Genomic DNA, 24,326 nt, shown 5'->3' on the forward strand with positions numbered 1-24,326 from the left:
ATCCTTCTAGCTGTTCGTGAACACGCCCAGCATGACATCGGGGTATTCTTCGGCGGCCTGTGCGGTCGTCACAGGGCCCACGCCGACCATGAGAGTGGCGGTCAGCGCTGCGAGCGCCGTCATGGCGCGTCGCTTCCATGGGAAATGCATGATGCCCCCTTCTTAGATTGGTAATGTGCAATTGCTTGTGGTAATACACTGCGCGCGCCGTTGCAACTGGCTTTGTTTTCGTTTGTTCAACGAATACTAAGGCCGGTTGTACTCCCTCGCCTTGCGGCGGGGAGGCTCCAAGACTCACTGAACGCTGATGGGAGCGTTCTGCTTGGTTCGCGTTTCACAGGGTCCTGCGTTGCCAGCCTGCCTCGGGCCGGTCGTCTTACGGTTCCTCCGCGCGCGTTTAGCGTCTCCTGCGGCACTCGGGGCGACGTAGTGTTCAAGGTTGACGGCGGCGTTCCAGTCACGGTCCACGCCCTCACGGGCGTAGCCGCATGACAGGTTGTCGCAGACGAACACGCGGTCCGCGAGGGACAGCTTGGCTTTCACCGTCCCGCACCCGCTGCATGTTTTCGAGGATGGATACCAGCGGTCGGCCACGACAAGCGTCGCTCCGCTGTCCAGGCATTTATAGGCGAGCTGGCGGCGGAACTCTCCGAACCCCGCGTCCGAGACGGCCTTGGCGAGGTGACGGTTGCGTTTCATGCCCGCCACGTTCAAGTCCTCGATGACGGTGGTGCCATACGTTTGGGCGATCATCGTCGTCGCACGGTTGATAGTGTCATGGCGTTGCGCGGCGGTCCTTGCCTGAACCTTTTGCACGGCCAGCGAGGCTTTCTTCCAGCGGTTCGAACCCTTGACCCGGCAGGAGAGCCGCTTGCCGGCCTTGCGCAGCTTGCGTTCGTTGCGCTTGTAGTGTTTCGGGTTGTCGATGACGGTGCCGTCCGACAGGGTGGCGAGGATCTTGACGCCAACGTCGATGCCGACCGTCCCGCCAGACGGCTTTGCCGGGGCTACCGGGTCGGGGTATTCGACGGTCAGCGACGCATACCAGCAACCCGCAGAGCAGGAGACGGTCATGCGCAACACCCTGCCGTCGCCGACGCGCTTCCCCATGTCCTCGAAGCAGTGGACGCGGCCAATCCTAGGCAGCTTCAGCGCCTTCGGGTCTCCGTTGATGAGTCCGAAGCTGCCGGTGGTGTACGCGAACTTCATGTGCTTGGAACGCACCCGGCACTTCGGGAACCCCATCTTCGGCCCCTCGCGCTTGCCGTGTTTCGAGTCCGACCAGTTCTTCAACGCATTGGCGAGGCATTCGACGCCATACGAGTACGCTTCCTTCGAGTTCCCGGCCGACCACGGGGCAACATCCGCCTTCCACGAATTCCAGACGCGCCGCAGTTGCGCCTTCGACCAGCCGAACCGGCCGACACGGCCCGCGACGGCCGCTTTGACCATGCCGAGCATGAAATTGTAGGCGAACCGCGCCGCACCAGCATGGGACAGCAACATCCGCTCCTGACTTGGCGTGGGGTCGAGCCTGACCTTGATTCCCTTAAGCGTCATGCGCCGCCTTCAACGCGGCCTCCGCCTTCCGCTTCGCGGCGCGACGACCGTACAGGCGCGCGCAGAACGACGTCAGCACTTCGGTCATGTCGCGCGCCAAGTCGTCGTCCAGTTCCGTGTCGTCCACGACGACGACGCGACGGCCTTGAGCCTTCAAGGCGGATTCGATAAGCCCGGCGTTCATGCGGGCGAGCCGGTCACGACGCTCCACGATTATCGTGCCCACGGTCGGGTCGGCCAACAGGCGGTTGAGCTTGCGCCGCTTGTCATTCATCCCCGACCCGGTTTCCATGACCACTTCGGGATGTTCGACGCCCATGCCGATGGCGAACGCCTTCAAACGGTCGGCCTGACGCCGCAAATCCGCTTTCCGGTCGGCGCAAGATACCCGCGCATAGCACACCGTCCGCGACGACCCCGAATCCGCGGGAGCCGTCGGGGCGGTTTCGTATTTCGGGTCGTAAATCATGTACGCGCCGGACGGGGAACGCTCCACCGTCACACGGTCCGGCATGGTGCCCTCGCGACACCACTTCCACACCGTCTGCGGGTTGAAATGCTCCAACCCCGCCCAATCACGAACCTTCATGCAATAGAGGATACCATAAGAAAACAGCAGAAAACAAATCACAAAGTCAGCCGGTTACAGCCCCCTACCCGCGGCAACGCCAGTGTCACCATTATAAAAGAAAAGGGTGTGTCGGGACAATGATGGACATATGATAATCGGCGCAATTCCGCGGATCCTGCACATATTCCACGCAAGATCTCCACAAGGGGCGCCGCAAGGTTCCGCTTCCGCAATCCACACCCCCGTCTCATATCGTCTTGCAGTTCTGGACAACGCGTATCCGCACGGAACCGAACATGAAGCATGTGCGGTGAGCCTGTGGCGAATGGGACTGTTCGGACACGCGCTATGGTTGCACAGTGGCGGCGGGCAGTCCCGCCCGCGCCCATAGGAAAGAAGTGCTCATGCAATATGTCACCACAAGCAACGGCGTAAAAATTCCTCAATTGGGGTATGGCGTCTTCCTCATGACCAGCAAGGATGTCCACGAACACCTTCCCCAGGCCCTCGAGCTGGGCTACCGCCATATCGACACGGCCAACGCGTATTTCAACGAGGTCGCGGTAGGGGAGGAAATCCGCAACAGCGGCATCCCGCGCGAAGAAATCTTCCTCACCACCAAACTCTTCCCGGCAAGCTATGGCAAAGACGTGTGCATGCACGACATCGACGCGTCGCTCAAGCGTCTGGACACCGACTATGTGGACCTGCTGTTCCTGCACCATCCCTACGGCGAATATCTTCAAGCGTGGCCCATCCTTGAACAGGCGCTCGCCGAAGGCAAGACGCGCACGATCGGCCTGTCCAATTTCCCGCTCGACAAAATCGGGCAGATCGCCAACAACGCCACCGTCTTCCCGCAGGTCATGCAGGTGGAAATGAACCCGCGCCACAACCGCCACGAACTCAAGGCGGCGCTCGCCGGCCATGATGTGGCGTTCGAAGGCTGGTATCCGCTGGGACATGGCGATCCGGAACTGCTGCACATGCCCGTATTCGAGGAACTCGCCGCAAAATACGGCAAGTCGACCGCGCAGATCATCGAGCGCTGGCACATGCAGGAAGGCAACATCATTTTCCCGAAGACCATGTCGGTCGAGCATATGAAAGCCAACATGGACATTTTCGACTTCGCGTTGACGGACGAAGAAATGGCGCGCATCGACGCGATTCCGCAAAAGCCGTACTACACGGTGCCCGACGAACCGCCCGAGTTCTTCATGGCGCGCTACGACTATTCCACGCAGGTGCGTCCCTTTACGAACACGGCGTTGAAAAAGGACTGAACCGAACGCCAGGTTGTATGATGTAGGTCGTGAGTCGACCGACTACTCATTGATGTACGTTAGGAGCATTTCCATGGAGCGCACGCATATTGCGCAACTTTTTGCCAACAGTCAGGAACTGGGCGGCCAAACCGTGACCGTGGCCGGATGGGTCCGTTCCATCCGCAACATGAAGAATTTCGGCTTCGTCATTCTCAACGACGGCAGCTGCTTTAACGATCTTCAGGTAGTGATGAACCGCGAAACGCTCGCCAACTACGACGAGATCGCCTCGCAGAACACGGGCGCCTCGCTCAAGGTGACGGGCACGCTCAAGCTCACTCCGGAAGCGAAGCAGCCGTTCGAAATCGCCGCCGAATCCATTGAAGTGCTTGGCAAATCCACGCCGGACTACCCGCTGCAGAAGAAGCGCGCCACGCCTGAATTCCTGCGCACGATCCAGCACATCCGCCCGCGCACGAACCTGTTCCGCGCCGTGTTCCGCATCCGCTCCGTGGCCGCCATGGCCATCCACGAGTTCTTCCAGTCCCGCGGCTTCGTGTATGTCAATACGCCGATCATCACCACGAGCGACGCCGAGGGCGCCGGCGAAATGTTCCGCGTCACCACGCTCGACATGGCCAACCCGCCGCTGACCGAGGACGGCGCCATCGACTGGAGCAAGGACTTCTTCGGCAAGCCCGCCAGCCTGACCGTTTCCGGACAGCTCAACGCCGAAAACTTCGCGATGGCGTTCGGCGACGTCTACACCTTCGGCCCGACCTTCCGCGCCGAGGACTCCAACACGAAGCGTCACGCCGCGGAATTCTGGATGATCGAACCGGAAATGGCGTTCGCCGATCTCGAAGACGACATGGAAATGGCCGAGGCCATGCTCAAGTACGTGATCAACACGGTGCTCGAGAAGTGCCCCGACGAGCTCAACATGCTCAACCGTTTTGTGGACAAGGGCCTGCTTGAGCGCCTGCACCACGTGGCGTCCTCCGATTTTGCGCGCGTCACCTACACGGACGCCATCAAGATCCTCGAAAAGGCCGTGGAAGACGGTCACAAGTTCGAGTACCCCGTCAAGTGGGGCATCGACCTGCAGACCGAACACGAGCGTTACCTGACGGAACAGCATTTCGGACGCCCGACCTTCGTGACCGACTATCCGGCCGGCATCAAGGCGTTCTACATGCGCATGAATGAGGACGGCAAGACCGTCGCCGCCGTCGACTGCCTGGTGCCCGGCATCGGCGAGATCATCGGCGGCTCCCAGCGTGAGGAACGTCTCGACGTGCTCGAGGAGCGCATCGACCAGTTGGGAATGGACAAGGACCAGTACCGTTACTACTGTGATCTGCGCCGTTACGGTACCGTCGAGCACGCCGGCTTCGGCCTCGGATTCGAACGTCTCGTCATGTACTTGACGGGCGTCGACAACATCCGCGACGTGCTGCCGCACCCGCGTACCGTCGGCCACGCCGAGTTCTGATCTTCGGCCAATACCGCTGCTTATAAGAAAGGCGCTCGCAATCGTATTGCGGGCGCCTTTTTTGTATAAATTTTCTAGTAGGGATCGTTCCGTCTTGCGTTACTTTTCGAACGCGTTGATCGCGTGATGGACGATGAAACTGCGAATGATCAAGCCGATGATCAGGATGACGAGCATCGGGATCCAGAACAGCGACGTGCGCAACGTCGGCAGGTAATAGAACGCGGCGGCCGTCAGCACGCCCAGCGCGATCGAGAAGTGGGAGAGATTGGCGTCCCAGTCGCTGTAGTTCTTTTCACGTACCGAACGGTAGTCGGGGATGCCGTTGATTTCGTCATGCTTGCGCAATTCGTAAATGTTCATGCTGCGCAACGACATGAAATTGTAGACTTTCACATTCACGCGGCCGTACCAGACGCTCGAGTACACGAGCCCCCACACACCCGCCGTGAGTGCAAGCTGGGACAGTCCCGTATTGAGCGCGGACGGCCACACATGGTTCGTGAACAGCGCGATCAACACGTGCACAAGCACGATCAGCGCCACGCATCCGATGATCCATGCGAGGTGCTCGCGGCCCACCGCCCGCCGTTCCTCTTGGGAATAGCGGAAATTCATGCGCGGATACGCCTCGTGGTAATCGCGGTTGTCTTCCACCTCGTTGCGCAGCATGGTGATGCCGATAATGAGCGTGACAATGAACACAAGAAACGATTCGGGATGCGTCTGGTTCGACGAGAACGAGATGAGCTCGTGCGACTCGTGCTTGATCACGTCGTCGATCCATTCGATGACCTTGTCGATATCCTCGGCCTTGTGCTGGGGCAACAGCGTGCCCAATGTGGACAGCGAGACGCCCAGCATGATCAGTCCCACGCCGTCCGCAAGTTTCCTGGCGTGCCTGCGCACATGCCATTCATATCCGCGGCGCGTTTCTTCATCTTCTGCTTTGCTCATGATTGTTCCTTTCCGTCTCGATCATACGGAACGCGGGCCGACAGGGTCGGCGTAATGGCTCAACGCGTATTTCCTTTCTTTTCCCGATGCGACAAGCCCGGCTCCCGCCGATTGGACGTGGAGAGTAAACTTCTTCGAGTTGTTACTTCCGCCGGAAAGGACCCAAACCGTGCAGCAGAGTGGACTCATCGCCCGCAGCCCCCAGGAACTCGTGGGCGACCTCAACGAACAGCAAGCGCAAGCCGTGCAATACGAAGGCCCGGCGTTGCTGATCGGCGCAGGCGCAGGCTCGGGCAAAACACGAGTGCTCACACGCCGCATCGCATGGATCCTCAGCCAATTCGGCGCATGGCCCAGCCAAATCCTGGCCATCACCTTCACGAACAAAGCCGCCGCCGAAATGCGTGAACGCCTCGAAACGCTGATCGGTCCCGAAGCGCAACACATGTGGGTCTCGACCTTCCACTCCGCCTGCGTGCGTATCCTGCGCCGCGACGGCGCCGCCATCGGACTGCAAAACGGGTTCTCCATCTACGACACCGCCGACTGCGAACGCCTCATCAAACTCATCGGCGCTGACTTCAACGTGGACACGAAACGCTACTCGTCACGCTCCATCCTGTCGCGCATCAGCGACTACAAAAACTCGCTGATCGACTGGAAAACGCAGCTCGCCACCTACGCGCCCGACTTCAAACCCGGCTCACGCAACTACCGGTTCGGCCGCATCGGCAACATTGAAGAGCTCTACGCCGTGTTCTACGCCGAATACCAGCACCGTCTGGCGCTCGCCAACGCCGTGGATTTCGACGATTTGATCTGCCGTACCGTGGAATTGTTGCGTACGCAGCCGCAAGTGGCGCAGTACTACCATCACAAGTTCCGCTATATTCTCGTCGACGAGTACCAGGACACCAACCACGCGCAGTATGTGCTGATCCGCGAACTGGCCGGAGTAGACCGGCAGGATGGGGAAGCGGCACAAACGGAGCCTCCCGCGTCGATCACCGTGGTGGGCGACTCCGACCAGTCCATTTATGCGTTCCGTGGCGCCGACATTCGCAACATCCAGGACTTCGAGCAGGATTTTCCGCAGGCGCGCACGATCATGCTTGAGCAGAACTACCGTTCCACCCAGACGATTCTGGACGCCGCGAACGCCGTGATCGCCCACAATACGGGGCGCAAGCCGAAGAAACTGTGGACGGCCGCCGGCAAGGGCGCCGCCATCACGGGATACGCCGCCGACAACGCCCAGTTGGAAGCCAACTGGATCGCTGAAGAAATGCTGCGGTTGCATGTGCAGGAGGGCGTGCCTTACAGCGACATGGCCATCATGTACCGCGCCAACGCGCAGTCGCGAGCGCTCGAGGAGGCGCTTATCAAGGCGGCCGTTCCGTACCAGCTCGTGGGCGGCACCAAATTCTATGAGCGCCGGGAAATCAAGGACGCGCTCGCGTACTTGCGTGCGCTCGCCAATCCGGCCGACGATGTAAACATGCGCCGTATTCTCAACGTGCCCAAACGCGGCTTGGGTCCGCGCGCGGAATTGCTTGTCACGTTGTACGCGCAGGAACATGGCGTGCCGTTCTGGCAGGGCATCGCCAATTTGGAACAGCTTGAAGGGCTTACCACGCGCACGGCCAATCCGCTGCGCAAATTCCGCGACCTTATGCAGTCGCTGGTTTCGTTCGCACAGCAGCACCGCAACCAGCCGTCCCAGATTGTGGCGCAGGTGCTCAATGAAAGCGGACTGCTGGACGAGCTGAAGGATTCGAAGGATCCGCAGGACGCTTCGCGCATCGACAATTTGGCGCAGTTGCAGTCCGTGGCCGCAGAATTCGAGCAGACCACTCCCGACGCCACGCTGGAAAGTTTCCTCGAGACGACGGCGCTGGTTGCGGATTCCGACCAGCTTCCGGGTGAAGGCGAGGATTCGGGCAAGGTCACGTTGATGACGCTGCACACGGCCAAGGGCCTGGAATATCCGATTGTCTTCCTTACGGGCATGGAGCAGGGCACGTTCCCGCATGCGCGCGCGATGGAAGACGAGGACGAGTTGAGCGAGGAGCGCCGTCTGGCGTACGTGGGCATTACGCGAGCCAAGCGGCACCTGTATGTGACACGCGCCGCCGTGCGCACGCAATGGGGGCAGGCCAACGAGATGATGCCGAGCCAGTTCCTTGACGAGATTCCGGACGAACTTATTGAATGGAAGCGCAAGGAGGCGGGCGCCGAACGCATGCGCGGCGGCTGGTTTAAGGACAACGACGAGTTCGGCGGCTGGGAAGACGAGGACACGTTTGAAGGGTTCTCGTTCGCGGGAGGCAAGCGGTACGGTTCCGCGGCTTCCCATGAATCGTCGCGCAGGTCGTCGTCCTCGTACGGGTCGTCCTCTTATGGATCATCTTCGTATGGCTCCTCGCGCGGCGGCTCGGAAGGGCGTTCCTACGGTTCTGGGGCGTCGCATTCCGGATCGGGACGTTCGGGGCATTCGTCCTACCAGTGGAACCGGCGTTACGGTAGCGACTTGAGCTCCAACCGCACGTCACTGTACCGTTCACACGGCTCCCATGACCGTTCCGGAGCGGTAACCACGAGGAAAATGGACCCCCAGTCCCAGTCCCATGTCAAGCCCGCTTCGCACGCCACGGGCGACAACCATTTGAACGTGGCTGATTTTCATGTGGGAGACATGGTCAGCCATGACAAATTCGGCTTGGGCAAGGTCACCGCGGTGGAGGACAAGGGCCGCAATTCGGTGCTGACCGTCAATTTCGGTTCGGGCGGCGTCAAGCGGTTGCTGTTGCGCATGGCCCCGATTGAAAAACTGTGAGCCGGCGAGGCACGCAACCGCGGAAAAATTCCATGCGTTAGTGTAGCATTGCCGATTGGTGTTTGCGTGAGCAGGCATCGTCTGGAGTCATAGCCCATCAGTGGGTCGGCGGCAACGCATGTTGACCGTTCGCGCTTGGCGCGAAGAAGCACTGGAGAGGCTGACTCAACGTGGTTCCGTTCGCGGGATCGCGTTCCGTTCAGACAACGACAGAACAAACAAAGGATATATTCATGACGAACGTTCAGCGTTCTCGCCGTCAGGTGCGCCTTTCGCGCTCCCTGGGCATTGCTCTGACCCCGAAGGCTCAGCGCATTTTTGAAAAGCGTCCGTATGCTCCTGGCGAGCACGGCCGCACCCGTCGCCGCACTGAATCCGATTACGCAGTGCGTCTGCGCGAGAAGCAGCGTCTTCGCGCTCAGTATGGCATCTCCGAGAAGCAGCTGCGCGCCGCCTACGAAAAGGGCACGCACACGGCTGGCCAGACCGGCAACGCCATGCTTACCGATCTTGAGACCCGTCTTGACGCCCTGGTCCTGCGTGCAGGCATCGCCCGCACCACCGCCCAGGCCCGCCAGTTCGTGGTACACCGCCACATCCTCGTCGATGGCAACATTGTGGATCGTCCGTCCTACCGCGTGAAGCCGGGACAGACCATTCAGGTCAAGCCGAAGAGCCAGACCATGGTTCCTTTCCAGATTGCCGCCGAAGGCACGCACCGCGATGTGCTGCCGCCGGTCCCGGGCTACCTGGACGTGAACCTGGCTTCCCTGAAGGCCACCCTGACCCGCAAGCCTGAAGCCGAGGAAATCCCGGTACAGGTGAACATCCAGTACGTGGTCGAATTCTACGCCCGCTGATCTGGATCTACTTTCTGTAAAGATTTACAGTTTAGGACATACATACAGCAAAAGACCCGCGAATTGTTCGCGGGCCTTTTGTTATATGGAGACTTGAATGGGACCGGCGGCGCTCACACGTCCATGAGTCCGCTGACAAGGCCCGACACGATCGACATGATCAGCGAGCCGAGCACGGCCCACCAGAATCCGCCGATGGTCACGCCCATGCCGAAGAGGGTGAAGGCGAGCCAGGAAGCCAACTCCATGAACAGCCAGTTGATGACCAGGGCGATCAGGCCGAAACTCAGGATGGACAGCGGCAACGCCAGAATTTGCACGATGGGTTTGAGCGACGCGTTCAGCAGCGCCATGAAAAGCGCGAAGATCGCGATTCCCAAGGCGGGAGGATCCCCGATGGCGTGCATGCCGGGCAGCAGCACGACCATGACGGCGGCCGCAATCGTCAAAATAACCCAGCGAAGAAAAAAGTTTACCATACGTATGATTATGCCAGTTCGCGTGCAATAATCGAAACTATGATTCTGCAGGTGCATCTGGTCCGTCATGGACAAACATTTTTCAATCGTTACAACCGGCTCCAGGGCTGGTCGAATTCGCCGCTTACGCAAGCGGGACTGGCGGACGCCGAGCATGCGGGTCATCTTTTGGCGGGCATCGATTTCGCCGCCGCGTACTGTTCCGACACCACGCGCGCGCAAGTGACCGCGAACCGCATTCTGGACATCAACGAGCGCGAGGGGCACACGCGTCCGGAACTGGTGAGCGACATGCATTTCCGCGAGCAGTTCTACGGCTATTTCGAAGGCCAGGACATGAACATGGCGTGGCTGGCGGCGGGCGGCCCGCATGGGGCGCCGACCTACAATGATATTGTGGACAAATATTCATTGGCGGCGACGCGCGATTTCCTCAAGGAAGCCGACCCGTTCCATGATGCGGAATCCGACGAGGAGTACTGGCGCCGTGTGGAAGGCGGCTTCCAGCTCATCGCGGCCAACCTTTCCCTGCATGACGGTGACCACGTGTTGCAAATTTCCCATGGCAACACGTTGCTGTCCCTCATGCACCGTTTTGCGGGAGAAGGCTACGACTTAAGCGAGCGTCCGCGCAACGGGTCGGTGACCACGCTCGAGTTCGACACGGACCAGCCGGTGGGGGATGCGGTCCGCGTCATTTCATACAACCAACGGTAACCGCGGCGGTACATGCCCCTTGTCTTCAAGTCGGGGCAACTGATTACGCTAAAGCGGGTAACATGATCATGACGCAAAGGTCATGGTACAAGAAAGAGGTGCAAGATGGGCATTGGAGAGATCGCGGGACTTATCGCCGCCATTGCTTTCGTGGTACTGGCCGGATTCCTGATCTACCCCTTGATTCGTCTTGGCAAACTATTCGATCAAATTGCGCAAACCATCAAGGATACCGGCGATCACGCCATCCCGGCATTGGATGAGGGTGTCACCACGGTGCAGGAAGTGAACAAATCGCTTGCCGACGTCAACCGTATCTCCTCGTCCGTGTCCACGACCACCAACAACATCGGCGCCCTGACGAATCTGTACGGTTCCTTCCTGGGCAAGCCGATCATCAAGTTGGCGTCCATTTTCTATGGCATCAAGGTCACCGCGCAGTCCTTCTCCCATCCGAAGGGCAAGCCGTCGAACACGACCACTAAGGGGGAGTGATGTTCAAACGTATATTCTGGATTGGTCTGGGCGTGGTGGCCGGCGTGATGGCCGTCTCCAAAGCGCAGGCGTACGTGAGGGCAAACACTCCGGACAAGGCGCGCCAGTTCGTGCTTGGCCCCGATCAGGACCATGTGGCCGTGCGCACGCTCGCCGGTCTGGTCAACGAATTCAAAGAGGCGCAACAACAGCGTGAAGCGGAGCTGAACGCCCAGTACAGCGCCCATATGAAGTAACGGTCCCACTTCAACCATCTTTGTGACATAGTGTCACGCAACCGCCACGGGAAGTCCCTTCCCGTGGCATCGGTATCACACAAGGAGCAACATCGCAAATGCGTACCGCCGAGATCGCGAAGCGATATCTACAGTATTTTGAGAAGCAAGGGCACCTGGTAGTGCCTTCGGCGTCGCTGATTTCGCCGAACCCGACCACCTTGTTCACCATCGCAGGCATGGTGCCGTTCATCCCGTACCTCATGGGCGAGAAGACGCCGCCGAGCCACCGCATGGCCAGCAACCAGAAGTGCGTGCGCACGCTCGATATTGACGAAGTGGGCAAGACCACGCGTCACGGCACGTTCTTCCAGATGCTGGGCAACTTCTCCTTTGGCGACTACTTCAAGGAAGAAGCCATCCATTACGCGTACGAACTGCTGACGAGCCCCGTCGAAAAGGGCGGCTTCGGCATTGATCCGGAAATCCTGTGGATGACCACGTTCACCGACGACGACGAAGCGCGCCAGATGTGGAAGAACGAGGGCGTCGATCCGGAACACATTCAGATTCTCGGCATGGAAGACAACTTCTGGACCACGGGCGGCCCCGGCCCCGGCGGTCCGTGCTCGGAAATCTACATCGACCGCGGCCCCGAATACGGCAAGGACGGCGGTCCGGTAGTCGACGAGAACCGTTATATCGAAATCTGGGATCTCGTCTTCGAGAACTACATGGTCGACAATGTGCAGTCCAAGACCAACCTACACATCGCCGGCGAACTCAAGCACAAAAACATCGATACGGGCGCCGGCCTCGAACGTCTGGCCTACCTGCTGCAGGGCAAGCAGAACATTTACGAAACCGATGAAGTGTTCCCCGTCATCGAAGCAGCACAGAAGCTCACGGGCATCACCTACGGCTCGGACAAGGACGCCGACGTGAAGTTCCGCGTGGTCGCCGACCACGTGCGTTCCGCGCTCATGATCATGTCCGACGGCGTGCGCCCGAGCAACACGGGCCGCGGCTACGTGCTGCGCCGCCTGATCCGCCGCACCGTGGAAGCCATGCGCTCTCTGGGCGTGATGGATCCGGTCATCCCGAACCTGCTGCCCGTTTCCGAAGCGGCCATGGAACCGAACTACCCGGATCTGGCCAACACGTTCCACGACGTGTATGAAGCGGCCTGCGGCGAGGAAGACGCCTTCCGCCGCACGCTGTCCAACGGCATCGAAATCCTCGACGTGGCCGTCAACAAGGCCAAGGAGGACGTGCAGGGCAAGGAAGAGACGCCCGTGCTCTCCGGTGACACCGCGTTCACGCTGCACGACACCTACGGCTTCCCGATCGAGCTGACGCTCGAAATGGCGGCCGAACAGGGCGTGAAGGTGGACGAGGCCAAGTTCCGCGAGCTGATGAGCGAGCAGAAGAGCCGCGCCCGCAAGGACGCGCTCAAGAAGCGCCACAACGTGGACCTGAGCGTGTACGACGACTTCAAGAAGAACCTTGAAGCTCCGATCGTGTTCGAAGGCTACACGGAAATCGCCACGCGCAGCCGCGTGCTGGGCATTATGCAGGAAGGCAAGGGCGCGGTCCCGGCCATCACCGCTCCGGCCACCGTGGAAGTCATCCTCGACCACACGCCGTTCTACGCGGAAGCCGGCGGCCAGCTGGCCGACCAGGGCACCATCACGTCCGACGACGGCGCGGTGCTCGAAGTGGACGACGTGCAAAAGCCGATCAAGGACCTGATCGTACACCAGTGCCGCCTGACGGAAGGCACGCTGGTCGTGGGCGCCGAAGTGACCGCCGAAATCGACATCGAGCGTCGTGGCGCCATCGCCCGCGCCCACACCGCCACGCACATCGTGCACAAGGCGTTGCGCGAGGAGCTCGGCCCGCAGGCCACCCAGCGCGGTTCCGAAGACGCACCGAACCGTTTGCGTTTCGATTTCCAGTGGTCCAAGGCCCCGGCCAAGGAGCTCATGAGCACCGTGGAAGCCCGCGTGAACGAGCGCGTGCGCAACAACCTGCGCGTGAGCACGCAGGAAATGAAGTTCGACGACGCCATCGCTTTGGGCGCCATGCACCTGTTCGGCGAGAAGTACGGCGACGTGGTGCGTGTGGTGACCATTGGCGACGACGGCTGGAGCCGTGAGCTGTGCGGCGGTACGCACGTCGACTTCGCCGGCAAGATCGGCGCGGTCAGCATCATGTCCGAAGCCTCGATCGGCTCGGGCGTGCGTCGCGTGGACGCGCTGGTGGGCCAGAACGCCTACGAGTACGGCGCCCGCGAACACGCGCTCGTCTCCCAGCTGTCCGACAAGCTCAACGCCCGTCCGGACGAGCTCGCCGAACGCATCAACACGCTGCTCGCCAAGCTCAAGGAATCCGACAACCGCCTCAACGCCATGTACGAGCAGCAGCTCGCGGCCATGGTCCCGGCGCTGGTCGAGGAGACCAAGAAGAGCACGGCCCGCATCAAGATCGCCACGAAGAACGTGGGACACTTCGGTTCCTCCGACGCCCTGCGCAAGACGGTGCTCGACGTGCGCGGCAAGCTCGGCGACGAGGCCCCCGTGGTGGTGGCCCTGGCCGGCGTGTCCGACGACGACAAGCCGCAGATCGTGATCGCCACCAACGAAGCCGCCCGCAAGGAAGGCGTCAAGGCCGGTGCGCTCGTCAGCGCAGCGGCAAGATGCTCGGCGGCGGCGGTGGCGGCAAGCCGGACCTCGCCCAGGGCGGCGGCTCGGATCCGTCCAAGATCGACGCGGCGCTGAGCCACGTGGTCGAACAGGCGATGAAGGCCTGAACCTTACCCCATGGTTTGGTTAGGCATTGATTTGGGAAACGCTCGGGTCGGACTCGCATTGTCCGATCCCGAGCTTTCCTTTGCCCACCCCGCGGGCAACATTGAAGTGTGGGGCGATTATTTTCAAGCGATAAACGATGTGCTCAACGTCATTGAGGACGAGCATGTGGATCACGTCGTCGTGGGACTTCCGCTCCAGATGGACGGCACTGAAGGTCCCAGCGCCAAAAAGGCGCGCAAATGGACCGCGGAACTCATTCATGAACTCATGCAAGAGGTTATGGACCCGCAGTCGCCGATTGCCGTGATGCCTGAGGTACAATTGCAGGATGAACGGCTTACCACGGTCGATTCGCATCGCATGCTCTTTGATGCGAATGTACAGGGCCGGGCACATCGCGCCATGATCGACCAGCAGTCTGCAGTGGTCATCCTGCAGACCGCCTTGGATCAGGCGCATCAACACGAGGAGTAGTGGGTGGCGGACGACGACGAGTTGCGCGAATTCTTTGAACGTAGCGGCGGATGGATCGAATCCGATACCGGGCAAGGCCCGGACAACCAGCCTCCACGGCCGCCCCGTTCCAGACGTGCCATGCGTCGCTCCCGCAAACGCAAGCGCAACAAGCGCATTATCACCTGCGTAGTGGCGTTCGTCATTGTGGCGCTGCTCGGCGTAGGAGTCGTAGTCGGCACGCAAAAAATCGCGCATTGGCGCAACGCGCTGCACCATGGCACCTCCTCGATCGCCGATTACGATAGCGCCGGTGAAGGTTCCGTGGAATTCTCCATCGAGCAGGGAGAGAATCCGGACCAGGTAGGCCAGCGCATGGCCGACAAGGGCATTGTGAAGTCCGCGGCGGCATTCACGAGCGCGGTGGCCGCCAACGATCTGACGCTCTATCCGGGCACCTACACGCTCAAATACCATATGAAAGCGTCCATGGCCGCCGCGGTCGTCAGCGATCAGGGGCTGGCGAAGGGCTTCCTTGAAGTCAAGGCGGGCGAGCGGCTCAACGATGTCATCGACAACGCCGTAAAGGAATCCGGCATCGCCCGGGACGATTTTGAAAGCATTATCAAGGGCGGCGGCAAGGGCATCTTGCCGGCCGAGGCGGACGGAAATTTTGAAGGATGGCTGGAACCGGGCTCCTACAACGTGTCCGACGGCTCGAGCGCCAAGGAAATCATGAAGCGCATGGTGGACGCCCGCGTCAGCAAGCTTGACGAATGGGGAGCCCCGACCGGGGAAGCTCGGGAACGCTTGCTTACGGAGGCCTCGATCGCGGAAGCGGAAGTGAATTCCACGCAATACTACGGCAAAGTGGTGCGCGTGATTCTCAACCGTCTTGACAAGGGCATGACACTGGGCATGGATTCCACCGTCGCGTACGGGTGCAACACGTCCGGCACACAGCTGACCAACGACCAGCTCAACGACGCTTCCAACCCGTACAATACGCGCGTGAACAAGGAATTGCCGCCCACGCCGATCAGCAATCCGGGAGACAATGCCATCGAGGCCGCGATGAACCCGCCGCAAGGCGACTGGCTGTATTTCGTGACGACCAACCTCAAGACGGGCGAAACGAAATTCACCAACAACAACGCCGAATTCCAAAAACTTGTGGAAGAGTACAAGACGCAAAACGAGAACGCGAACTAGTGATCTAGTGCGTGTCAAATGCTGCGGCGCGCCAGCACCAGCCACATGGCGCCCACAAGCACGGGAACAAAAGGGACGCCGTCTCGGGCCACACTCGAGGCGGCGTTCCTTTTTGCTTGTTTGGAACCGGGAGCTGCGTCTGTACGGACAGCGGCGCACCATAACGCCACATGCCGCACGGCCGTCCACAACGGCAGCCATGCCAACGCCAGAATCCCCACATACAGCCACCATGCAACAAGCGGGCGCCACCCGAACCATCCCAACGGCAACGCGACAAGCGCCGTCGCAGTGATATCCCCCCAATCCCAACATTCCCGGCCGCGCCAGCGCCAGCGCGAACTGGGCCGCCGTACAGGCCGCGCACCCGCAAAACGCCGCCATAAGCGGAGCCCACCGGCGTTCCGCCGCGGCAAACGCGATCAGCCAGCACCATTGCACCGCAAAACCGCCACCCGCCCAAAGGCACGGTACGAGACGATATTTGAGATCTTTGACCGCAAGCATTATCCCGCACAGCAAACTTGGAAGACACACAAGCGCGTTCATACGGTTAATATAGCGACAGTATTGAAGCGAAGCGAAGGAGTTGGCATGTTGCGTTGGCAAACTGCCGGAGAATCGCATGGTGAAGCGCTAGTAGCCATGATTGAGGGCATTCCCGCGGGAGTGCGCATAGCGACACAGGATGTGGTGGACGCCTTGGCGCGCCGCAGGCTCGGATACGGGCGAGGGGCCCGCATGAAGTTTGAACAGGACCAGGTGCGACTGCTCACAGGCGTGCGCCACGGCGGCACGCTCGGTTCCCCGATCGCCTTGGAAATCGGCAATACCGAATGGCCAAAATGGACCGAAGTCATGAGCGTGGACGCGCTCGACCACGACCTTGACCGTACGGGACGCAACGCGCCGCTTACGCGCCCGCGTCCCGGCCATGCCGATTTGACGGGCATGCGCAAATACGGGTTCGACGACGCGCGCCCCGTACTCGAACGTTCCAGCGCCCGCGAAACCGCGTCGCGCGTGGCGTTGGGTGAGATCGCCGCAAAGTTCCTGGAACAGGCGGCCGGCGTACGCACGGTATCCCACGTCATCAGCATCGGGGGAGCCGGAGTGGAAGACGCCGACCATGCTCCGCTGCCCGTTCCTGAAGACACGCCCGCGCTCGACGCGTCCCCCGTGCGCACGCTCGACCACGAAGCCGAGCAACGCATGGTCGCGCGCATCGACGAGGCCAAGGCGCAGGCCGACACGCTCGGCGGCGTCATCGAAGTCATCGCTTATGGCATGCCCGCCGGAGTAGGCACCTATGTGGAATCCGACCGTAGGCTCGACGCCGCGCTCGCCGCGAACATCATGGGCATCCAGGCCATCAAGGGCGTGGAAATCGGCGACGGTTTCCTGGAAGCCATGCGGCCCGGATCCCAAGCCCATGACGAAATGGAACCTGGCGACCATGGCGACATCAAACGCCTGACCAACCGTGCGGGCGGCATTGAAGGCGGCATGTCCAACGGGCAGCCCATCCGCGTACGCGCCGCGATGAAACCCATCCCGTCCATTCCTCGCGCCCTGCGCACCGTGGACGTGGCGACAGGCGAATCCGCCCAAGCCATCAACCAGCGTTCCGACGCCACCGCGGTGCCGGCGGCCGCGGTGGTGGCCGAAGCCATGGTACGGTTGACGCTCGCGCAATACGTGCTGGAAAAGTTCGGCGGCGATTCGGTGGATGAAGTGCGCCGCAATATCGCGTCCTATGTCGATTCGTGGCCGGAGCACATGCGAGCATGAACCACCAATACACGGCGCGCCATGTACGCAGGCGCGCAGACAATGAAGATCCCGTCCGTCCCAGAGCCGTGATCATCGGCATGATGGGCGCGGGGAAAACGCGCATAGGTTCCTTGAGCGCACGCATCCTCGACCTCGATTTCGTGGACGCCGACCATGAGATCGAACGCGTGGTAGGCATGAACATCCCGCAATATTTTGAACGGTATGGGGAACCGGCCTTCCGTGACGTGGAACGGGACGTGATCCACCGCATGCTGCACGACTTCGACGGCATCTTCGCGTTGGGGGGCGGAGCCCCCATGACGCCCGCCGTACAGGACGACCTGCGCGACTATATGGACCATGGCGGCAAAGTGATCTACCTGATGGCCGACCCGAGGGAAGCCATGATGCGCGCCCACCGCGGAGGAGGGCGCCCCATGCTCCAGGGCAACGCCCAGGAACGTTGGATGAACCTGTACGAGCAGCGCGACCCCGTATTCCGCAACCTAGCCAACGTGGTGGTCCACACTTACGGCATGACGCCGCGCGCCGCGGCACAAAGGATGATAGAAATGGCGAACGAACGCATTGTGCATGTGACCGGGGAAGGCATTGAACCGTACAACGTGCAAATAGGGGAAGGCGCGTTGAACCAGCTGGGCCAATGCCTGGGCGAAGAGCCCGTGCGCGTGGCCCTGATCCACACACAGTCGGTAAGCCGGCATTCCAACCGTGCGCGCACGTTGTTGCGCCGCAGCGGCTACGAAGTCACCGACATTATGATCCCGGACGCCGAAGCGGGCAAAACCGTCACTGTGGCCAACGGCGTATGGGAGCGTCTGGGCAACGAAGGGTTCACGCGTTCCGACGCCATCGTGGGACTGGGCGGGGGCGCCTGCACGGACGTCGCCGGATTCATCGCGGCCACGTGGATGCGCGGCATCCGCTACGTGAACTGCCCGACCTCGCTACTGGCTATGGTGGACGCGTCCACAGGAGGCAAAACGGGCATCAACACGCCCCAAGGCAAGAATCTGGTCGGCTCCTTCTACACGCCGGCGGGCGTGCTGGCCGACCTGAAAACGCTCAACACGTTGCCTAACGACATCTTTATTGAAGGACTGGGCGAAGTGGCCAAATGCGGCTTCATCTCCGATCCGGAAATCCTGCGCATCCTGCACGAGCACGCGGCCCAGTTGCGCGCCTTCGATGGCGCCACATTCCTCGAATCCCCGCTCAAGGACGTGGTCGCCGAACTCATCGAACGCTCCGTACGAGTCAAGGCGTACCACGTAAGCAACGACCTGCGCGAACGGGGACTGCGCGAATTCCTCAACTACGGGCACACGATGGGCCACGCCATAGAACAGCTCGAGCACTTCCGCTGGCGCCACGGCAACGCGGTGGCGGTCGGCATGGTGTACGCGGCCGAACTCGCCGCGCTTACCGGCCATATCGACGAATCCCTCGTAGAGCGGCACCGCGAACTGCTCACCGAACTGGGATTGCCCACCAGCTGGAACCACGCCTCCTTCGACGACGTGCTCACGCTCATGCACCGCGACAAGAAGGCGCGCGGCAACACGTTGCGCTTCGTGGTACTCGACAAAGAGGGACTCCCCACCAGGCTCGAAGACCCGCCCATGGACGCCGTGGAAGAAGCGTTCCACCGGATCCAAACCAACCCGACCAAGTAAGGACCAGCCATGACCACGGTACTCGTAGTAAACGGACCCAATCTGGGACGCCTCGGCGTACGCCAGCCCGACGTGTACGGCAAACAGGACTTTGAAGAACTCGTACGCCTGTGCAACGAATGGGGCGCGCAACTGGGACTGGACGTCGACGTGCGCCAAACCGATGACGAGGCGGTTATGGTGGGCTGGATGCATGAGGCAGCCGACAATGCCAACCCCGTGGTCATGAACCCGGCCGCGTTCACGCACTACTCGTATGCGCTCGCCGACGCGGCCCACATGGTGGGGGATGCCGGTCTGCCGCTTATGGAAGTGCATATTTCCAACCCGTCTGCGCGTGACGAATTCCGCAAACGTTCCGTCATCAGCCCCGTGGCTACCGGAACCATTACGGGAATGGGTCTGTTCGGCTACAAGCTCGCGCTGGAAGCCGTGGCCCACCTCGTGCGCGGCTAGTCTGAACCAGCCCAATACGGCGGCGCCATAACGTCATGTGACCGACTCGTATGAACCGCCGTCCCCGTGATCCACGCCCTGTCAAGAATCGCGCGGGCGGCCCGTTTTTGCAAAAAATCAAAACACGACTACACTGTGTGCTGACTGCGAAAACAGTCGATGGTCAGTCATCGATTACGTACGTGTGATGACGAGGTAGATCCGCAAGGATCGAGGGGATTACGGGCCGTGGATGTTGGTTGGGGCGTTTGCGGACCGCTTGAAAAGTTGCTGGGGCGCTAGCTTTTCACATAGGGGGATCCAGGGTAACTGCATGCCCCCTGACGTCTATTTTTTATATCTGGACGAATAAGGGCACGCGTGTGCCCCGAATTCACCAACATGGGCGGCGTTCGATTTATTTGAACGGCGCTCACGGTTTATTTGCATGGATTTCATGCGTTTTTTCACTGCCGCCTGAATCATAATTCCCCAAACAAACTGTGGTATGCCATTAAGTAACAGCGGAGAGCTCTCACATTTTCCGCACAGGTTATAAGGGGCGACCATCATGGATTGGGCGAATGGGACCACTGCGGCATTGCATCCACTGCTTCACGCGGGAATTGCGACTTTCACCACATTCGACGTGCGCCTGAACCCGGACGTGGACCTGTCCGACATGGGGGCATGGTGGGAGCCGGAACATGTGCATGTGTACGACTGCCAGGCCACGACCATGCATGTGGATCGCACCGCAATCCATGACGGTGTGCTGACCATCACCGTGCGCGAACAGTTGGACGTGCGCGGCGAGTACCTGATCGCCATCGACGAGATCGGCGGCCGCCACCAAAGCGCCAACATTACCGCCATCGCGGACTCCGTGGTGCGCACGGAAGAATTCGACCGCGCCATGTATTACGACGGCGACGACTTGGGTTGCCGGTACGCCAAGGACGGCACTACTTTCGTGTTGTGGGCGCCGACCGCCGTCAATGTGCGCGTCGTGTTCTTCACTTCTTCGTGCCACGCCGACAACAGCGAACTGGAATCGTTCCCCATGTACTACCACCGGGGCGTGTGGCGCGTCACCGTGGAAGGGGACTGGAACCGCACGGCCTATGTGTACCGTCTGGAATTCGCGGACGGCACGCAACATGACAGCGCCGACCCGTACGCCACGGCCGCCGTGATCAACGGTGAGCGTTCCGTGGTCCTCGATCCTGAAGAAATTTCCATTGGCGACTTCAACCGCATGCCCGCCTTCCCGGCGGACGAGCAGCCCGTGATCGCCGAAACGCATGTGCGCGACTTTTCCAAGGACGCCTCTTCGGGCATCGCCGAACAATATCGCGGCACCTATCTTGGACTTGTCCAACGCGGCAGCGTCAATGCGTATGGGGATCCAACCTGCCTCGACCATGTGGTCGAGATGGGGATCACGCATCTGCAGCTCCAGCCGATTTTCGATTTTTCGAGTGTCGACGAACGCAAGCCACTGGATGACGAGAACTACAACTGGGGTTATGACCCGTTCAATTACAATGTTCCCGAAGGATCGTTCAGTACCGACGCCTATGATCCGGCGTGCCGTATTACGGAAACCAAACGTATGGTCCGCGCGCTGCACGACGCCGGAGTGCGCGTGATCATGGACGTCGTCTACAACCATGTGCATGACGCCGCGCGACACCCGTTCCAGCTGACCGTTCCCGGATACTACTTCCGTTATACGGATAAGGGGACTCTCACCAACGATTCGCGGTGCGGCAATGATGTGGCGAGCGAACGGCTGATGGTGCGCAAATATATCGTCCATTCCGTCCGGTTCTGGGCGACCCGGTACCGTATGGACGGATTCCGGTTCGACCTTATGGGACTGATCGACTTGGAGACCATGCGCCAAATCCGCGACATGCTCGACGAAATCGATCCGAGCATCATTGTGCTGGGCGAAGGCTGGGACATGTGCACGACGCTGCCGCCCGAAGACATGGCCACACAAGACAACGCCGCACGGCTCAACACTCCACGCTCCACCGTGAGCTTCTTCAACGACTCCATGCGCGACGCGCTCAAAGGATCCGTCTTCATTCCCGGCGAGTGCGGATATGTCAATGGACAGCCGGGCATGGAACCGCTTGTGCTTGAAAACATGTTGGGCGCACGCAACGTGCACGACTACGCCAACGCCGGACAGGTCATCCAGTACGCCGAGATCCACGACAATATGACGCTGTACGACAAGCTTGCGGCCAGCGTCCCCGAAGACGACGAGGAAACGCGCCTGCGTCGCCTCATGTTGGCCAACGCGGCCGTCATGCTCGCGTTCGGTATTCCTGAAATGCAAGTGGGGCAGGAATTCGCGCGCACCAAAGGCGGTGACGACAACAGTTTCCGTTCGGGCGACCGTGTGAACGCCTTGGACTGGAACCGCATGAGCGAGCAGCCGTATGCGGAGGCCGTGCATCACATGCGCGAACTTATCGCCTTGCGCAAGTCGATCCCTGAACTTCGCGAGACCGACTATGCGCGCATCGAGGAGATGGCGCACGTATTGGCCAGCGAAGACGATGTGGTCGCATACACCGTGGAAGACACGCGGCGGATTGTGGTCATGGCACTTAACACGGCGGCGCGAAACGCCCGGATAACGCTTGACCGGGAGGCAACACTCGAGGTGCCGGAGCTTGGATACGCGTGTCAAACCTTGGAAATTCGCCAATAAGCGTAGTTTGCTACGCTCTTGGTAAGTTTTGGCAACACACGCGCGGTCATGGTGCAATGATATGCTGAAGTCCCATGGTTAGAAGACAACATGGCAATTCCCAAGAGCACATCACCAAGCATATTTTCGTTACCGGTGGCGTTGTTTCATCCCTCGGAAAGGGCCTGACGGCATCCTCTCTCGGCCGTCTGCTGCGTAGCCGCGGCATCCGCGTGCTGCAGCAAAAACTGGATCCTTACATCAACGTGGATCCCGGCACCATGAATCCGTTCCAGCACGGCGAAGTCTACGTGACTGAAGACGGTGCCGAAACCGATCTCGACATCGGTCACTACGAGCGTTTCCTCGATGTCTTCCTTAGCCAGAAGGCCAATGTCACCACTGGCCAGATCTATCAGGAAGTATTGCGTAAGGAGCGCGCCGGCGAATATCTGGGCCAGTGCGTCCAAGTCATTCCTCACATCACCAATGAAATCAAGTCCCGCATGCGCGCCCAGGCGTCGGATGATGTGGATGTCATCATCACCGAAATCGGCGGTACGGTCGGCGATATCGAATCCCAGCCGTTCCTTGAGGCCGCGCGTGAAGTGCGTCGTGAACTCGGCCCGGAGAACTGCATGTTCGTGCATGTTTCCCTCGTGCCGTACATCGCCGCCGCCCACGAATTGAAGACGAAGCCGACCCAGCACTCCGTCATGATGCTGCGCCAGCTCGGCATTACGCCGGACGCGCTTGTGCTGCGCTCCGATCGTCCGCTCAAGCAGAGCATCAAGGACAAGATCTCCCTGATGTGCGACGTGGACGCCGAAGGCGTGGTCAACTGCGTGGACGCCCCGAGCATCTACGACGTTCCGAAGATCCTGTTCAACGAGGGCCTCGACACCTACGTGGTGCGCGAACTCGGCCTGCCGTTCCACGACGTGGACTGGGACGAATGGGAAGACCTGCTCGAGCGTGTGCACCATCCGAAGCACGAAGTCAACATCGCCATCGTCGGCAAGTACATCGACCTGCCGGACGCCTACCTGTCCGTCACCGAGGCCATCAAGGCCGGCGGTTTCGGCAACTGGGCCAAGGTCAACGTCAAGTGGATCGCCGCTGACACCTGCGAGACGGAGGCCGGTGCGGCCGCCGCGCTCAACCAGGTCGACGGTATCGTGATCCCCGGCGGCTTCGGCATCCGCGGCATCGAAGGCAAGATCGGCGCCCTGCGCTTCGCCCGTGAACACGGTCTGCCGGCGCTGGGCCTGTGCCTCGGCCTGCAGTCCATGGTCATCGAGTACGCCCGCGACGTGCTGGGCCTTGAACAGGCCGGCTCCACCGAATTCGAGCCGAACTGCGCCGAACCGGTTATCGCCACCATGGAAGAGCAGAAGGACATCGTGGCAGGCAACGGCGACATGGGCCACACCATGCGCCTGGGCTCCTACCCGGCAGAACTGCTCGAGGATTCGATCGTGGCCGAGCTGTACGGCACCACGCATGTCACGGAACGCCACCGCCATCGCTACGAAGTGAACGTGGCATACAAGGATCGTCTGCGCGAAGGCGGCCTCGTGATTTCCGGCGAAAGCCCGGACGGCGAGCTTACCGAGTTCGTTGAGCTGCCGCGCGAAGTGCACCCGTTCTTCGTGGCCACGCAGGCACACCCGGAGTTCAAGAGCCGCCCGACGAAGCCGCATCCGCTGTTCAGCGGCCTGGTCAAGGCAGCCCTCGACCATCAGGAAGCCCGTGCGTGAGACGAACAGTGAGAATT

Annotated in this window: 20 protein-coding genes and 1 pseudogene; 15 read left to right on the forward strand and 6 right to left on the reverse strand. The window is 60.7% G+C overall.

All coding sequences use genetic code 11. The features are described 5' to 3' along the window. Positions 1-6 precede the first annotated feature (6 nt). From BMAGN_RS08255 to BMAGN_RS01830, 3 genes are all read right to left on the reverse strand, one after another. A complete protein-coding gene (locus BMAGN_RS08255; protein ID WP_155802531.1) occupies positions 7-150 on the reverse strand; it encodes a hypothetical protein in 144 nt (47 codons plus the stop codon). Positions 151-294: 144 nt separating this feature from the next. Then, positions 295-1,560, reverse strand: coding sequence for an IS607 family element RNA-guided endonuclease TnpB (tnpB, locus tag BMAGN_RS01825; RefSeq protein ID WP_033510639.1), 1,266 nt, complete (start codon positions 1,558-1,560; stop codon positions 295-297). Further along, a complete protein-coding gene (locus BMAGN_RS01830) occupies positions 1,550-2,149 on the reverse strand; it encodes an IS607 family transposase (protein WP_022859724.1) in 600 nt (199 codons plus the stop codon). Before BMAGN_RS01830 ends, tnpB begins: the two co-directional genes overlap by 11 nt. Before the next feature lie 386 nt (positions 2,150-2,535). Here BMAGN_RS01830 and BMAGN_RS01835 point away from each other — a divergent pair, with 386 nt between their 5' ends. Both BMAGN_RS01835 and asnS read left to right on the forward strand, forming a co-directional pair. Further along, positions 2,536-3,417 (forward strand): aldo/keto reductase, encoded by an 882-nt coding sequence (locus BMAGN_RS01835; RefSeq protein ID WP_022859725.1) that lies wholly within the window; start codon positions 2,536-2,538, stop codon positions 3,415-3,417. Positions 3,418-3,490: 73 nt separating this feature from the next. Then, positions 3,491-4,894, forward strand: coding sequence for an asparagine--tRNA ligase (gene asnS / locus BMAGN_RS01840; RefSeq protein WP_022859726.1), 1,404 nt, complete (start codon positions 3,491-3,493; stop codon positions 4,892-4,894). A 99-nt stretch (positions 4,895-4,993) separates the two neighbouring features. Here the strand turns inward: asnS and BMAGN_RS01845 are convergent, their stop codons facing one another. Beyond that, a complete protein-coding gene (locus BMAGN_RS01845) occupies positions 4,994-5,851 on the reverse strand; it encodes a hypothetical protein (RefSeq protein WP_022859727.1) in 858 nt (285 codons plus the stop codon). Positions 5,852-6,020: 169 nt separating this feature from the next. Here BMAGN_RS01845 and BMAGN_RS01850 point away from each other — a divergent pair, with 169 nt between their 5' ends. Both BMAGN_RS01850 and rpsD read left to right on the forward strand, forming a co-directional pair. Next, positions 6,021-8,687 (forward strand): ATP-dependent helicase, encoded by a 2,667-nt coding sequence (locus tag BMAGN_RS01850; protein WP_022859728.1) that lies wholly within the window; start codon positions 6,021-6,023, stop codon positions 8,685-8,687. A gap of 233 nt (positions 8,688-8,920) precedes the next feature. Next, on the forward strand, positions 8,921-9,547 hold the full coding sequence (rpsD, locus tag BMAGN_RS01855) for a 30S ribosomal protein S4 (RefSeq protein ID WP_022859729.1): 627 nt from the start codon (positions 8,921-8,923) through the stop codon (positions 9,545-9,547). Positions 9,548-9,660: 113 nt separating this feature from the next. Here rpsD and BMAGN_RS01860 read toward each other — a convergent pair whose 3' ends face one another. After that, positions 9,661-10,026: a phage holin family protein gene (locus BMAGN_RS01860; RefSeq protein WP_022859730.1), complete on the reverse strand. Its 366-nt coding sequence runs from the start codon at positions 10,024-10,026 to the stop codon at positions 9,661-9,663. A gap of 39 nt (positions 10,027-10,065) precedes the next feature. On the opposite strand from BMAGN_RS01860, the gene BMAGN_RS01865 reads away from it, so the two are divergent. The 6 genes and pseudogenes from BMAGN_RS01865 to mltG all read left to right on the forward strand — a co-directional run bounded on the left by BMAGN_RS01865 (position 10,066) and on the right by mltG (position 15,931). Continuing rightward, positions 10,066-10,743 carry a histidine phosphatase family protein gene (locus tag BMAGN_RS01865; RefSeq protein WP_022859731.1) on the forward strand — a complete coding sequence of 226 codons (678 nt, stop codon included), beginning with the start codon at positions 10,066-10,068 and terminating at the stop codon, positions 10,741-10,743. Positions 10,744-10,848: 105 nt separating this feature from the next. Continuing rightward, positions 10,849-11,238 carry a DUF948 domain-containing protein gene (locus tag BMAGN_RS01870; protein WP_022859732.1) on the forward strand — a complete coding sequence of 130 codons (390 nt, stop codon included), beginning with the start codon at positions 10,849-10,851 and terminating at the stop codon, positions 11,236-11,238. Then, positions 11,238-11,474 carry a hypothetical protein gene (locus tag BMAGN_RS01875; protein WP_022859733.1) on the forward strand — a complete coding sequence of 79 codons (237 nt, stop codon included), beginning with the start codon at positions 11,238-11,240 and terminating at the stop codon, positions 11,472-11,474. Before BMAGN_RS01870 ends, BMAGN_RS01875 begins: the two co-directional genes overlap by 1 nt. Before the next feature lie 98 nt (positions 11,475-11,572). Further along, positions 11,573-14,265: pseudogene (gene alaS, locus BMAGN_RS01880) on the forward strand (alanine--tRNA ligase). Positions 14,266-14,275: 10 nt separating this feature from the next. Beyond that, complete coding sequence (gene ruvX / locus BMAGN_RS01885) at positions 14,276-14,740, forward strand: Holliday junction resolvase RuvX (RefSeq protein ID WP_022859735.1); 465 nt, start codon at positions 14,276-14,278, stop codon at positions 14,738-14,740. Positions 14,741-14,743: 3 nt separating this feature from the next. Beyond that, positions 14,744-15,931, forward strand: a complete 1,188-nt coding sequence (gene mltG / locus BMAGN_RS01890) for an endolytic transglycosylase MltG (protein ID WP_022859736.1) — start codon at positions 14,744-14,746, stop codon at positions 15,929-15,931. Between the two features lie 14 nt (positions 15,932-15,945). Here the strand turns inward: mltG and BMAGN_RS01895 are convergent, their stop codons facing one another. Further along, the gene (locus BMAGN_RS01895; protein WP_156095707.1) at positions 15,946-16,152 is read right to left on the reverse strand and encodes a hypothetical protein; all 207 of its coding nucleotides are present in this window, start codon (positions 16,150-16,152) and stop codon (positions 15,946-15,948) included. A 373-nt stretch (positions 16,153-16,525) separates the two neighbouring features. On the opposite strand from BMAGN_RS01895, the gene aroC reads away from it, so the two are divergent. The 5 genes from aroC to BMAGN_RS01920 all read left to right on the forward strand — a co-directional run bounded on the left by aroC (position 16,526) and on the right by BMAGN_RS01920 (position 24,309). Beyond that, entirely contained in the window at positions 16,526-17,722 is a 1,197-nt protein-coding gene (aroC, locus tag BMAGN_RS01900) for a chorismate synthase (protein WP_022859738.1), read from the forward strand. Beyond that, positions 17,719-19,404 (forward strand): bifunctional shikimate kinase/3-dehydroquinate synthase, encoded by a 1,686-nt coding sequence (locus BMAGN_RS01905; protein WP_022859739.1) that lies wholly within the window; start codon positions 17,719-17,721, stop codon positions 19,402-19,404. The genes aroC and BMAGN_RS01905 overlap by 4 nt, the downstream gene beginning before the upstream one ends. 9 nt (positions 19,405-19,413) lie before the next feature. Continuing rightward, positions 19,414-19,860: a type II 3-dehydroquinate dehydratase gene (locus BMAGN_RS01910; protein WP_022859740.1), complete on the forward strand. Its 447-nt coding sequence runs from the start codon at positions 19,414-19,416 to the stop codon at positions 19,858-19,860. A 550-nt stretch (positions 19,861-20,410) separates the two neighbouring features. Further along, a complete protein-coding gene (gene pulA / locus BMAGN_RS01915) occupies positions 20,411-22,570 on the forward strand; it encodes a type I pullulanase (RefSeq protein WP_022859741.1) in 2,160 nt (719 codons plus the stop codon). A 74-nt stretch (positions 22,571-22,644) separates the two neighbouring features. Beyond that, positions 22,645-24,309 carry a CTP synthase gene (locus BMAGN_RS01920; RefSeq protein ID WP_022859742.1) on the forward strand — a complete coding sequence of 555 codons (1,665 nt, stop codon included), beginning with the start codon at positions 22,645-22,647 and terminating at the stop codon, positions 24,307-24,309. Positions 24,310-24,326 lie beyond the last annotated feature (17 nt).

The sequence above is a fragment of the Bifidobacterium magnum genome, assembly GCF_000741255.1.
Taxonomy (GTDB): domain Bacteria; phylum Actinomycetota; class Actinomycetes; order Actinomycetales; family Bifidobacteriaceae; genus Bifidobacterium; species Bifidobacterium magnum.